The 14971-nt window shown below is 39.8% G+C and carries 8 protein-coding genes; 1 reads left to right on the top strand and 7 read right to left on the bottom strand.

Going from position 1 to position 14971, the window contains the following annotated elements; translation table 11 throughout:
• Positions 1-18: 18 nt before the first annotated feature.
• From rseP to FRX97_RS01260, 7 genes are all read right to left on the bottom strand, one after another.
• Positions 19-1353, bottom strand: coding sequence for an RIP metalloprotease RseP (rseP, locus tag FRX97_RS01230; protein WP_147012550.1), 1335 nt, complete (start codon positions 1351-1353; stop codon positions 19-21).
• A gap of 8 nt (positions 1354-1361) precedes the next feature.
• Positions 1362-2531, bottom strand: a complete 1170-nt coding sequence (locus FRX97_RS01235) for a 1-deoxy-D-xylulose-5-phosphate reductoisomerase (protein ID WP_147012552.1) — start codon at positions 2529-2531, stop codon at positions 1362-1364.
• A gap of 65 nt (positions 2532-2596) precedes the next feature.
• Positions 2597-4645: an OmpA family protein gene (locus tag FRX97_RS01240; protein WP_147012554.1), complete on the bottom strand. Its 2049-nt coding sequence runs from the start codon at positions 4643-4645 to the stop codon at positions 2597-2599.
• A gap of 10 nt (positions 4646-4655) precedes the next feature.
• Entirely contained in the window at positions 4656-5645 is a 990-nt protein-coding gene (locus FRX97_RS01245; RefSeq protein WP_147012556.1) for a PorP/SprF family type IX secretion system membrane protein, read from the bottom strand.
• A gap of 22 nt (positions 5646-5667) precedes the next feature.
• Entirely contained in the window at positions 5668-9666 is a 3999-nt protein-coding gene (locus tag FRX97_RS01250; RefSeq protein ID WP_170226973.1) for an Ig-like domain-containing protein, read from the bottom strand.
• Between the two features lie 151 nt (positions 9667-9817).
• Positions 9818-11338, bottom strand: a complete 1521-nt coding sequence (locus FRX97_RS01255; protein ID WP_147012560.1) for a GH3 auxin-responsive promoter family protein — start codon at positions 11336-11338, stop codon at positions 9818-9820.
• Positions 11338-12207, bottom strand: coding sequence for a M23 family metallopeptidase (locus FRX97_RS01260; RefSeq protein WP_147012562.1), 870 nt, complete (start codon positions 12205-12207; stop codon positions 11338-11340). Before FRX97_RS01260 ends, FRX97_RS01255 begins: the two co-directional genes overlap by 1 nt.
• 123 nt (positions 12208-12330) lie before the next feature.
• Here FRX97_RS01260 and porW point away from each other — a divergent pair, with 123 nt between their 5' ends.
• Positions 12331-14967, top strand: coding sequence for a type IX secretion system periplasmic lipoprotein PorW/SprE (porW, locus tag FRX97_RS01265; RefSeq protein ID WP_147012564.1), 2637 nt, complete (start codon positions 12331-12333; stop codon positions 14965-14967).
• Positions 14968-14971: the final 4 nt, after the last annotated feature.

A 14971-nucleotide genomic window follows, 5' to 3' on the forward strand; every position in this document is an offset into this window, starting at 1 on the left:
ACGAATATAACTTTTATCCTATCCGAATATACCCTTTATGATATCGTTGATGTTTGCGAATAAGAGTAGTGCAAGAAGAAGAACCATTCCTATGGTTTGGGCTACTTCTAGCACCTTTTGAGGTGGCTTTTTACCTGAAATAATCTCCCAAAGCAAGAAAATTACATGCCCACCGTCGAGTGCAGGAATAGGTAACACATTCATAAAAGCCAAAACAATGGATATAAAGGCCGTTAATCTCCAAAATGACTCCCAGTCCCATGTGGCCGGAAATAGGTTCCCTATACTCCCAAATCCACCAATACTAGATGCTCCTGCTTTTGTGCCTAAAAGTTTTAAGGAACGTACATAATTAGTTAAGGTAGAAATGCACAGATTAAATCCTGCTGGAATAGCTTCTGCAAAAGAATAATTTACTTTTTCCACCTCTAAAAAACGGGTAGGTGGAGCCATAAATACGCCTATTGTTCCACTGGTGTCTGGAGTAACTTTAAGTTGTCGGTAGTCTCCAGAACTTGATATCACTCCTAAAAGAATAGTATCGCCCTTTGCTTTGCCAATTCTTTCGCGCACTTCCATAAGCATAAGTGCACTGTCGCTGTCAGCTTTTACAATTCTATCTCCTTTCAATAGCCCAGCTTTACTGGCCAGGCTGTTAGGCAATACCGAATCAATTAAAAATGGAATTCTAGGCTGCAATACTGGTGAACGCGGGTTGGCCTCTATTAATTTTTCCTTAAAATCTGGTGCTATTTCTATCTCTTGAATAGTTCCATTTCGCTCTACGGTAACGGAGTTATAATCTTCGATGATCAGCGCTGCATTTACCTCACTGAAATACTTTACCTCTTTATCACCAATCTTTACCAGTTTATCTCCATTAACAAATCCTTGTTCTTGTAACAATTCGGCATATTCCATACCGAACTCAGCGGATTTCAGGGGTAACTTATCTGATCCATAGGCAAATAGAACCATAGCGTAAATAAAGAATCCCAGAATAAGATTTACCGTAACCCCCCCTAGCATAATAATTAATCGCTGCCATGCTGGCTTACTTCTAAATTCATAGGGTTCTGGATCCTTGGCTAGTTGTTCTTTATCCATGGATTCATCTATCATCCCTGAAATTTTAACATAGCCTCCAAGTGGAATCCAGCCAATTCCATATTCTGTATCTCCCTTCTTGAATTTTAGTAAGGAAAATTTCCAATCGAAAAAGAGGTAAAACTTCTCAACCCGAGTACCAAATAGTCTAGCTGGGATAAAATGTCCCAGTTCGTGAAGTACAATTAAAATTGAAAGTGAAAGTATTAGTTGAGCGGCCTTAATAAGGATAACCGAAAATTCCATATGGTGATTTAAACTTTTGTTTTAATGAATTGGCTGGTGGCCATTCTTACTTCTTGATCTAAGGCAAATAAGTCGTCGAAATTATTTGCTTTTGCTCCCGCAAATTGCCCCATAATTTCTTCATTACTATCTCCAATTTCCAAAAATCCGATTTTCTCTTTTAAAAAGGCGTCAACGGTAACTTCGTTAGCAGCATTTAACACGCATGCCATTCCGTTACTAGCCTCAATAGCGTCGTAGGCCAGCTGTAAATTTTTAAAAGTGTTTAAATCGGGCTGTTCGAAATTTAGTTGGGGGTAATCCATAAAATTGAAACGCGGAAAATCGTTGCTGATTCTATTCGGGTACGCTAGGGCATACTGAATGGGTAACTTCATATCAGGTAGGCCCATTTGAGCTTTCATACTACCATCGGTAAATTGAACGAGCGAATGGATAATAGATTGCGGGTGTACAATAACTTCCAATTTTTCTGATGGACAGCTAAAAAGCCATTTTGCTTCAATAAGCTCTAGGCCTTTGTTCATCATGGTAGCCGAATCGATGGTGATTTTGGCTCCCATACTCCAATTGGGATGTTTAAGCGCTTGCTTCAGGGTAACGCCTTGAAGCTCATCTCTTGTTTTCCCTCTAAATGGTCCTCCGGAAGCGGTTAGAATAACCTTTTCTAATTCGTTATTTCCTTCGCCAACCAAGCATTGGAATATTGCTGAGTGCTCAGAATCTACAGGGATAATCGGTGTAGGGTATTGTTTTAATAACTCCGCAATAAGATGTCCACCAACCACCAGCGTTTCTTTGTTGGCAAGGGCTATAACCTTTTTGCTTTTGATGGCTGCGATAGTAGGGTCTAATCCAGCTGCTCCAACCATTGCAGTTAGGACTACATCTACGCTTGGGAAAGTAACTACATCGCAAATCGCCTGCTTACCTTGATATACTTTAATCCCCTTATCAAATAATGGATCGTGGATCTTGTTATAGCCCTCCTCAGAATTGATGACAACGGCAATAGGTTCGAATTCTACCGCTTGTTTGTACAGCAATTCGTAATTGCTACCTGCAACTAAAACCTGAACTTGAAATTTATCCTGATTTGCACGGATTACATCTAAAGTTTGCGTTCCAATACTTCCGGTAGACCCTAGAATGCAAATTCCCTTTTTATTCCCCTCCATTGCAATTTGGCATATAACAAAAAACCCCACGCCAAGCGCGGGGTTCACATTATCCTACATTATTGTTATTTCTCGTTTTCGAAACGATACTCTAATACCTTAAATTCAGTTCTTCTATTGATCTGACGGTTTGCCTCATTATCCGATCCATCAGGATTGGTATTTGGAACCTTAGGCATGGATTCACCATAACCTCTCGCAACAATCATAGATTTATTAATACCCTGCGAAATAAGAAAATCAACAACCGATTGAGACCTTCTATTGGAAAGATCAAAATTGTACTTATCAGATCCTATATTGTCCGTATGAGAACCTATTTCGATCACTAAGTATGGATACTTCTTAAGCTGTCTAGCTAGCTTTGCAAGAACCTCTTTAGAAGATTCTCTTAAAGTGGCCTTTCCAAAATCGTAATAGATGTTTTCCAACTTAACCGCTCTACCCACTTCTGTAGTAATCAATTTTACAACTCCAAGATCTGTTGTATCATTAGGATAGATAAGTGCGGTTGAAATAAACATCTCATCCTCAAGGAAATTATCCTTATTGTAGATTACTTTATAATTTCTTCCCTTAGTAACTGGCAAAGTATACTTACCCAAATCATCGGTGTAAGCAATTGCAACTTCTAACCCGTTAGAATCTATTAGAGTTACTTTAACATTCTGTAGGTAAGTGTCGTCTACAGCATCAAGAACTGTACCTCCAACAAAGTAGTAGGCCATTTCGAAACTATACAACTGATAACAACAAGTATTTCTTCCACGGTCTGAAGAAACATAACCAATATTTACATCGCTCGCAGTGATGAAGTACGCATCGTCTTTTGAAGAATTCAATGGGTAACCCATATTCTGAGCCTTACCGAATCCATTGCTTCTTTTTTCAGCCATGAAGACGTCCAATCCTCCCATTCCAATCCATCCTTTTGAAGAGAAATATAGGATTTGTCCTACCTCATCAAAGAAAGGTGTTTCTTCGTCGCGTTCTGTGTTCACGTTATCACCAGCGTTTAATGCTCTTCCAAATGGTTGTCCCATTTCATCAAGCCTAACGTAGTAGATATCAAAACCACCAAAACCTTCTTTTCGATCGCTGGCAAAATATAACATTCTTCCATCCTTAGTTACCGAAGGCTGCTTAGCATTTGTTCCAGGTAGGTTTACGATAGAATTTAGAGGCTTTGGCTCCTCCCAAATAGAGTCATTTAATGGGCGAGACATGTAAATCTTTAATTGTGGATTCTCCTCGTCGTTAGACCAAGAAGTAAAGTACATAGCAGTTGCATCTCCATTAACTGCAGGAGCAGCCGCATTACGATCTAATCCAAAACCAAACTCTAGCGGTGTAAGTGAAGAGTCGATAAGGTTATAAGTCATTATCGAGTTTCTATACGCACCGTATTTTTTCGAACTTGGATTATCCACAATAGTTCTTGTAGTTGTGAATGCCATTTTATCATTTGGCATAAGACTAGCCGCATAATTAGAAGCATCTTCCACATTTAGAACCAGGGTATCTAGTTTTTCCGGAACAAAAGCCGAGTTAACTTTAAGTTGCTCTTGAGCGAATTTCGCACAAGCCAATTCAAACTCAATACGCTTGTACATGCCTTTAGTGCTTTCGCTTTCAACAAGCTTACCACCGTCGTTTTCTATGTACTTAGGACGATATTGTTGTTTTGCTTTGTTGAGCATGATAACAGCCTCATCAAAATTTTCATTTGCTCTAAGGCAAATTCCATAATTGATTAGGTTTTCGATGTCACTGTATTCATCTAGAGAAACCGTTTTTGCATACCAAGCTTCTGCTTTCGGGTAGTCTTTGTAGAAGTAATAACTTCTAGCTAACTGCCCAATTACATACTTGTATGTATTGAACTCCTCATTTTTTTTCTTCGGGGTAGCTCCTCCATAAGGGAACGCAGTTTTTTCTGGCTCCTTCAGTTCTTGGAACACCTCGTGATAGTACTGCGCAGCAGTGTAGTAATTTCCTTGATTGTAAGCCAAATCGGCTAACTCAAGAGAGCTTCTAAAACTTTGAGCGGAAGTGTTAACCGCTAAACCGCTTATAACGGTTAATAATAAAAGCTGAAACGCTTGACGGATCATGTTAGGGCTTTTATAGTCTTGGACAAATATATTCTTGACGATACTTATTCTTTCTGTTGGTATAAGTTAACGAGAACTCTACCGCGTTTTTGAAAGTTCCAACATCAGAAAGAGAAGAAACATTTACATCGAAAGTTGCTCCAAACAAAAAGTCTTTGTACAACATTCCAATGTATGGTATTACCGCATCATTAACACGATAGGATACACCTCCTTCTAACCTTGTTTCTGTATCTATTAATGCATAGCTAAAATTGGTTCCAATGATAGCATTGTATGCCATACGCTGATACATAATTTGCGCGTGAGGAGTAATGTCTAAACCATTATCGGTTCTAATACGAGCCCCACCATGAACCATATATCTTCTTGGCAACTTAACATTTCCCCCTCCAAAGTCATCATTAGGCTCAAGAAGGTGGAAAACAGCAGCACCTGCGAAAGGAGCTACTCTAACTTTAGCAGAACCATTAAACCACATAAAACCAAAGTTTATGTCTGGCATAATGGAGCTTAATCCACCAAAGTCTTCTCCTAAATCTCCTGTACCACCACCGGTAGCAGGATCCCATTGAGAAGGAGTGGTAATATCACCTGTGCGGTACGACTTATATAACACACCAGCTTGTACACCAAAAATAAAGTGATGCGGAGTATTGCTTTTGGCTGCTATATCATAAGATGCCGAAACCATTCCATTTAGCGTACCGAAGTTGTTATTGCTTGATAATTCATCAATAATACTAACTCCTAGACCCCAAGCATCTTTTCGCGTATCTGCACTGATTGAAGCTGTGGTAAAAGAATTACCAAATGCTTGCCATTGCGAACGATACAATGCGGTTACACGGTAGTTACCATTTAGCTGCCCCGTTAAAGCAGGGTTGGTGTATAAAGGCGCCTGGAAATACTGCGAAAAATGTGGATCCTGAGCCTTTGCGCTTAAGCAGCTAAGTAATACTACCAGCGCTATCAAATATGATTGAAAATTGCGATTCATTTTGCGTTGGTATAATTCTTAATTATTTACGGATTAGGTTAATGGTTCCTTCCCTTACTAGTTTCTGACCAATGCTGTCGAAAACTACCAAGGTATAGTAATACGTTCCCATTGGGGCTGGCTCTCCTTCGTAAGTACCATCCCAAATCTGATCTAATTCTCTAGATTCAAAAACAACGTTTCCATAGCTGTTGAATATCTTAACACTGTATCCTTCTTGGTCTAGGTTTCTACCAAATACTCTCCATTCGTCGTTTGCACCATCTCCATTTGGAGTAAAGGTGTTTGGAACAAATAGATCCGGAATACTGGTTACTATAACCTCAGCCTCAGCAGAAGCAGGACATGCAAATTCACCTGCGTTAACCTTGTTGATCTCCAGTTTTACAGTATAAACTCCGTCGTCTTGGTATTTGTGAACTGGGTTCTTCTCGTTAGAAGTATTACCATCTCCAAAATCCCAGCTCCAAGTTTTATCTCCACCTCTAAAGTCTGCGATGAATTGATACTCTTGAATCTTACCACCAATTACTGCAGGATCTAGCGCAATCACTGTGATCTTACCTTCTGGAGTAGGAGAAACTCTAATTACTACTGGTACATCAACAGGATCACAACCATTAGCATTTGGCAATGACACAGTGAAGTTCACGATTTGTGTAATGTCTAATTCACTTGGATTATCCGCCGCGGTAACCACTGCAGAATAATTTCCGCTTCCGTTGTTTATAGCTGGTTGACCTAATACAGTTACTACTGCATCGCTTGGTACACCAGAAATTCCAACAGTAACATTCTCACCCTCACAAGCTTGGTAAAATGCTTGTTGTGGAGATAAATTATCTAACCCACACTCGTTACTTACACAAGTCTTAAAGGTTTGATCCGAAGTTTGGCAGTTAAGCTGACCCAATGCTCTAAGGTTAAACTCAACAATAGAGTTTGGTTGTAATCCAGAAACTGTATAGCTCGTGTTAGTCGTTGTTCCCGTCTGAGGAGCTTGTTGGTTACCATCAACGGTAATGTTAATCTCGTATTGGTACTCAGTTGCTCCAGGTATAGAGTTCCATGTATAAGTTACGTTGTTGTTATCTGCAACACACTTATCATTTAATCTTGGAGTAGCTAGTTTTGGAAGCACGTCTACATTAACTTCTGTTCTTCCTCTACCCTTACAAACATTTGTATCTGCCAACTCTAATTGTGCATAATACTTCTTGCTACTGTTTAGGTTTGGAGTTGAGAAGCTTGCAGTAGTGCTTACTCTATTTCCACCGTTAACTGCATCCCACCAAGAGTAATTTACTAACTCTGGCACTAGTCTTGGCTGGATATTAAAGGTAATTGACTGACCAACACAGATAGCGGTGTCCATTGGCATTACCACTGGCTCCTGACGGTCTGTAATGTTCTCTACCTTAATCAATGATCTTGCAGAAGATTTACATTGATCAATAACCGCTTGAACATAGACATCCTTCTCGTCACCTGTTGTAAAGTCAGGGCTATAGTTAAATGGGTTATCAGAAGAAAGTTTATTTCCCGCCCCAAAAACTGGGTTGTTGTACCAGTCAAAAGTAGCTCTGTTATCAGATGAAGTCGCAGTTAAAATCACAACATCACCCTCACAAGCATATCTCAATGTTTGGTTAACCAAAATATCTGGAGGAGAAACTGTATCTACCTGTACTTGGAAACGGTTTTGACAGCTCGCGTTACTTACTTCTAAGAAGTATGTTCTTGGAGCAGTTGCAGGAGGAGTTACGAAACTATCTCCAACAAATACTGGGAAACCACCAGTTGCCTGAGTATACCACTCATAAGTGGACCCTTCTGCAAGAGGATAACCAGCATCTGTTAAGTCTATAACCGCAGTGCTATCTCCACAAGTTATTACGCTTAGGTTTTCAAAAGGATTTCCTATGCTGCTTAACGGTACAATTCTTACCGTATCTCTACCTGGAGAAGTACAGAAGCTACCATATCCACCCTCAACATACAGAGTATCTTCCGTCATAGGAGCAGGAATTGTGATACTTGTTCCGATATACAATGGAGATCCACCTACAGGCTTATCGTACCAATAATAGTATTGGAAAGGTTGAGGATTATTAACGGTTAAAGTAACGTTTTCTCCTTCGCAGGCATAAACATCGTCTGCATCTGGAATAACCGTACTTGGCTCAACACCAATTAAAATAATTTTTTGTTTGTTCTTAGATTCAGTACATGGACCAGAAACTGCGTCCACAAAAATGGAGTCTACCGCTCCAACACTGTTTATTGCAAACTGAGAAATTGGAAGTAAAACAGAATCCCCAAAAACGAATTCAGCAGGACTTCCCCCTCCTACACCGATTAACACTCTATTTCTATTATAAACTCTGTAGGTAGTCCCAAGATTTCTTGGTGACTCATCTAACACAGAAACAGGAAGGAAACTGTTAATTGGTTGTCCAGATGGATTCAAACAAATTCCGATTGTATCCACTACCTGAGCAACAACAGGTTCCTTGTATAAAACGATATTTGCTGCAACTAGATTTTCAGAACCACATCGCCCATTAACAGTGTTCTGCACTAGAATGGTAGTATCAGATAGCACATTAGGAATTGTAAAATTAGATGCTGTTATAATTCTAGTGGTATCTGTAGTATAGAATGTGAATACATTCCCCTCTGGTTTTGGAGCAATGGTATATGGCTCATTAAAACATGCAACCAATGTTCCATTAAATGGATCCGCAGCTGGAGGAGTTGGAGTTACATCGATAGCAAAGGAATCTCTAAAAGAAGACACACAACCTGCAGCACCAGGAATAAACCCTTCAAAATAGATGACCGTATCTTGAGTTAATGGTCCGGTTTGGTAGTTATCCCCTGTAAAAACAGGAGTTCCACCGGTTCTTTGCGTGTACCATCTCGCAGTTTCGTTGTTATAAGGAACTGTTTGAAGAAGAATTCCTTCACCAAAACAAACCGTTAAATTTCTTTGATCATTAAGGGGTTGCGGAGGTGTTACACGTTTCATGCAAATTGCGTAAACACGGATAGAAGCATTGTTAAACCCACCCCCTACAGACACCTCTACTTGAACCGCATTGAACGGAACGCCAGGATGAATGTAGTACTCAGCTTTACCTGTACCAAGTGCAGTAATAGTTCTTGTCCCCACTACTGCTCCGGCATCACCGGGATTATCTTTCTGAAGTGCACGGATAGTAATTGTAGCATTTGCTGGGGCATTATTGGATTGAAGAAGAATTCTTGCTGAATCTTGGCTACAACCAAGTTGGTTCCAGAACCCAGTTAATTCCGCGGTTCCTGCCAACAGCCCTGCAGTAACATTGATAGTAGCAAAATCATCTTCGCTCTCTGTTAAAATAGCGTCGGGATTTTGAACCTCACAGAAGTTAGCGGTACAAGTACCTCCCAGGGAGTTGGTTTGAACGTTTGGCTCTTCACAAATCGTTTCCCGAACAACACCGCTAGATTTTAAAACGTGGGCCTTGGCAACATCAAGCGTAAAGTTTCCACCACCATTTTGGGCGTTAGAATTTAAACGCACCCCAGTAAATGGAGATTCAGGGAAAAATCTAACTCGTAGTAGATCGCCCTGCATTACGATAGATAGTTGTGCCAATGTTTTACCATCGGGGTTTTCCTGGATCATTCCAGTTCCATCGGTTCCAAATGAACTTACTGTTGTTCCGCTTAACGCAGAATTGTTAGATGCTGCCACATACAGTTCAACCGTATCACCTGTTGCTCCAGTGTAGCCATCGAAAAACAAATCCAATGTGGCTCCACCCGAAAGTAGAAGGTTTGCGGTAATGGTAGCGCGAGAGTCAAGATTACAATCTGCTGCACTGTCGGGGTTGTTTACCCCACATCCAATACAAGACGCATCTGTACTTACTTCGGCTCTGTTGGCGCAAATATTTTGCGCGGTGGCATTAATTGCAAATAAGCTGATTACTAGACAGCTAATAAAATGTAATGGTCTCTTGAGCTTTATCATAAAGCCATATTTTGTGGCGTGGTTTGACTGCATTGCAAACCTATAAAAATTAATGGTTTGGAATTCAACTAAAAATTTTCGCATTGCAAATAAATAAACTAGTAGTGGAAATCTAATTCGATAAACTTATTTTTATTTTCTTGGAAACAACCTAAAAATTAGATGAGGCAATTGTTTTAACCGACCAAGCCTTTAGTTCATCAGCAATTTTGCGGTCGTTAGCCAACCTCGGAATTTTATTTTGCCCTCCCAACTTGCCTCGTTTTTTCATAAACTCTTGGAATCCATCCTTTTCCACCAAAGTAATTTTTAGCGGAGATAGCACTTTCCCCTCTATTAAATCGCGGTAATACGGGTTTTTATTTTGTAATGCCGTATCTAAATTCTCGATAAACACATTCCAATCCTTCGGTTCGCGATTGAATTCTATAAACCATTCGTGGTATGGTAATCCTGACTCGGGTGTAATTTGGGGCGCCAAAGTAAATTCTGTTACCGCGGCAACATCCTTTTTCAAGGTCTCGCTGAGAGCCCCCTCAACCTCCTCCGCAATTACATGTTCTCCAAATGCAGAGGTATAATGTTTTATCCTCCCCGTTACCCTTATCTTAAATGGACTCAGGGATGTAAACTTTACAAGGTCTCCTATGTTGTACCTCCAAAGTCCGGCATTAGAACTAATTACCAGTGCGTAATTTACATTTAGCTCCACCTCACTTAAAGAGAGGGTTTTTGGATGTGGCTTATCTAATTCTTCCTGCGGAACAAACTCGTAATACATTCCAGCATTAGTATTTAGCAATAGCCCTGTATCATCCTGCCTATCTTGAAATGCAAAAAACCCCTCCGATGCGGGAAATAATTCAACCGTTGGCATTTCCTTACCAATTAATTCTCTAAACCGAGCTGCATAGGGTTCGAAATTAACTCCACCGTACACCAGTAAAGAGAAATTCGGAAATATTTCTGCAACCGTTTTCTTACCCGTCTTCTCAATTAATTTCTCAAAATACATTTGAACCCAAGCGGGAATTCCACTAATAAGTCGCATATCCTCCTTAAGGGTTTCCTCCACTATTGCATCCACCTTAGTTTCCCAGTCCTCAATACAATTCACCTCAAAAGACGGCATTCGGTTTTTCTGCAAATACCCAGGAACGTGGTGCGCAACAATTCCACTTAACCTACCTGTAGGAATTGCTTTACTATTATCGAGCACAGGGGAACCCTGTAAGAATATCATTTTGCCATCAACAAAAGCGGCGTTTCCAGTATTATTTATATAGGATAACAGCGCATTTCTGGCAGCACTAATATGCTCTGGAATAGACTCCTTAGTTATTGGGATGTATTTTGCACCACTAGTTGTACCAGAGGTCTTACTCAAATATACCGGCTGCCCCGGCCACAATACCGAAGTTTCGCCCTTTACAACACGGTCGAAATAATTACGCAAGCCCTCGTAATCTCTTACAGGTATTTTTTGAGTAAAATCTGTGTGGGATTTTATAGCATGAAAATGATGGTCCCTACCAAACTCGGTTTTCACACCTTTATCCACCAAGTAGCTTAAAATTTGCTCCTGATGCTGGACGGCCATAGCAGCATCATCGTACATTTTTTGCACGACCCGCTTAGCGAACAGCTTTGAAAACCAAGATTTTAAACCCATTAATTAAATATTATATACTCCTTGGGGTTGATTGGAGCCCCTTCTTTCCACAACTCAAAATGTAAATGAGGTCCAGATGTTAACTCTCCCGAATTTCCAATAATTGCAATAGACTCTCCCGCTTTAACCTTGTCCCCAGCTTTCTTGAGTAATACCGAATTGTGCTTGTACACCGAAATTAGATTGTCATTATGCTGAACGGAAATTACGTAACCACCATCGCTTGTCCAGGTAGCGCTGATTACCGTTCCATCTAAAACAGATTTCACCATTTCATTTTCAGCAGCAACTACATCCACCGCGTAATGATTATTTTCTGGCTCGAACTCTGCCGTAATGATTCCTTTAACCGGTGGAAAAAAATATTTTACCTCTCCAGTCTTAGATTTGAGAGAAGCCCCCAGACTATACTGGTCGCTAGTTTCGAATTCCAACCTAAATAGGGAGTCCTTTTTACTGTTTTCGAAATCTAAATTCTTAAAAGCTTCACCAGTTTCGGAATCGTATTTAACGCTATCGATATTTGGGTTTCCATTGAGAATGGATACCAAGTTATCTACATATCTTGATTTCACCTTTAATTCACGGTGCAGCGAATCTACCAACAAAGCATTTTGCATTGCTTGTTGTCTAACCTCCGTATCGGTATATCCAGGAATAAACTCGCGCAAGGGAGTAAATACCACAATAGAAATAAAAGCGAAGCCTAAGAATAAAAAACTAGAGACAAATGCCACCAATACATTCATGGGTGTCAATCTAAATGACATACGCTCCTCGAATGTGCTGTCTTTAATTATGGACAATCGATATCTATTCCTCAGCTTTTTAATGAGCTGCTTTTTTTCCTTTTCCTTATCGTTAACCATTTCTTCTTTCTACATCGCAAATATTACATTTTTCATTGAGCCCACGCGTTTATTAATGCAGATGTTAGTACCAACCACAAAATAATTTGAATATTTGCGAGTTGTTGTTCCAAAGCAATTTCATTGAGGCGTATATCTTCCATTTTATTTATCTGTTTTGTAGTTGTAGGATGCTCTACCAAAAAGAAGGCATTCTTAAACAGGGCGTACCATAATACTACAGCGCGATACAATGGGTATTTTAACGCCAAGGAAAAAATAAAGGAATCTCTAAGGAGCTATAAGGAGGCTCGAGAAGAAAATTTCGATGAAACCCTTCCCATTTTTCCTGCCCCCACAGAAGAAGAAAGAAGTGCTCTACTTCCTAACATGAATAAGGCCATTGAAAAAACTGAAAAAGTTATTTCAAGGCATAGTATGGAAATTGGCGGAAAGGAGTACTGTAAATGGATAGACAACAATTACCTAGCAAAAGGGATAGGCCATTTTTACAAAGGGGAGTTCGACCAGGCTGCATCAACGTTCAACTTTATTGCTAAAAAATACAAGGAGGGAGATGCCAAGCCCTTGGCTTTGGCCTGGCTAGTTAGAACACACATAGAACAGGAAGAAATGCAAAAGGCTAATTTGGTCTTAGGTATTTTAAACAAAGAGCAAGAACTAAAGCGAAAAAGCGCTCTAATGCGACAAAAGGTAAATGCGCTTTACCATATTAAGTCGAAAGCCTACCCCGAAGCCATTTCTCGAATTTCAAATGCCATAGGATTAGAGAAAAAAAAGGATGAGCGGATGCGCATGTATTTTATCAAGGCGCAATTGCATCAACGACTAGGAAACGCCAATGAGGCCATAGCCGATTTTAGAAAAGTTGTGCAGAAAAGTCCCAATTATGAACTTGCTTTTAATGCGGGAATTAGTCAGGCCACTGCGGTACAGGGGAGTGCAAATTCATTTTCCGTTAAAAAGGACCTTGAAAAACTGCTTAAAGACGACAAGAACATTGAGTATCAAGATCAGATTTACTATGCTTTAGCTGAGATAGAATTCACAGAAAGAAATTATCCCGAAGCAGTGGAATTCCTTCAGAAATCTATTAAGAGTAGCATAAACAACAATCGGCAAAAGGGAAAGTCGTTTTATCGCTTAGCACGATATTACTTTAACGAAAAACTATACCAACCTGCATCTATCTATTACGATAGTACCCTAGCGATTTTACCAAAAACACATCCTGAATTCGAAGAAATTGAAAACAAGTCGAATAACCTACAGGAATTGGTAGTTCACCTTAACTTAATTCAGAAGAACGATAGCATTCTTGAAATTGCTAACCTAGCTCCCGAAGAACAGGATAAGAAGTTGGAGGACATTATTCAGAAGGAACGCGAACGACTTTTAAAGGAACAGAGGGAAAAGGAGATAAAGGCCCAAAAGATATTGGCCAGCAAAGCTGGTAAAAAAGAAAGCAGCGGTAGTTGGTACTTCTATAATGCCAAGGCCAAGCTTCAGGGATACAAAGAATTTAAAGATAAGTGGGGCGATAGAACCCTGCAGGACAACTGGCGCATTGGCGGAAATAGCGGGCCTGCAACCACAGGGACTGCAAAAGACAGTTTAAGCGTAGAAACCAAACCTGTTGGCGAACTGAAAGGACTTCCTAGCTACGCCCAATTGCGGAAAGATTTACCTAAAACAGATAAAGAGAAACAGAAGTTGGTGCAGGAAACTAAATCTGCATTGTACCAATCTGGTTTAGTGTACAAAGAAAATTTCGAGGACGTAGATAATGCCATTGAATCTTTTGAGAATCTATTAGCTCGCTACGACTCTACCGTTTATAGATTACCCGCTTATTACCAGTTATATCGTCTGTACCTAGCAAAAGAGACCAATTCGGAAAAGGAATTTTTCTCTTTTGACACCAAAAGTAGTAGCTACTATTACAAAGATTTAATCCTATACGAATACCCAGATTCTGAATTTGCTAGGATTATTAAAAACCCGGATAGAGTTGCCAGCAAACAAGCCAATGAGAAAGAAGCTCAAAGCCATTACAGCAAAGCTTATTTAGCCTACCAAATAGATAGTTTGGATAGATCTATGAAAATAACCTTGGAGGGCATTTCCAAATATTCCGCATCGGATTTACTCCCTAAGTTTTACTTTTTAAAGGCAAGAATTCATTCGGAACAAAGAGAAATTGGTGAATTTGAGCAAACCCTATCCTTTTTAGCTAAGCAATTTAGGGGTACTCCAGAAGGGAAAGAAGCGGAACGCTTGCTAGCATTATTGCGCAAAGCTATGGCTAACAGTAAAACATCTAACTCAAATACCGACAGCACTTCTACCGCTGCAGAAAAGGAAAAGAAGGAACCAGAATTGGCTGCAACAACTTCGAACTACACCGATACACCTAATTCAGCCCATTACTATTTGGTGGTAATACCCAAGGGAGCGATGAATACCACTAGAGCCAAGGTGGAAGTTGCTAACTTTAACGGGCGCTTTTTCTCGAATAAAAAAATGGATGTAAGCGTAAGCTTTTTAACCAACGAACTACCAATTTTATTAGTACGAGGATTAGACAACAAGGAACAGGCAAAGCTATACCACCAAGCATTTATAAAGGATAAAAATGAATTAAGAGTGATCTCGCGCAATAATTTCCAACAATTCGCGATATCAGAGGAAAACTTTAAAATGCTGTTTGTTAATAAGGATATCGAAAATTACCTTAAGTTCTTCGAAAATAATTATTAACCAA

Origin of the sequence: Luteibaculum oceani (assembly GCF_007995015.1) — a bacterium.
In the GTDB taxonomy this organism is placed as follows: domain Bacteria; phylum Bacteroidota; class Bacteroidia; order Flavobacteriales_D; family Luteibaculaceae; genus Luteibaculum; species Luteibaculum oceani.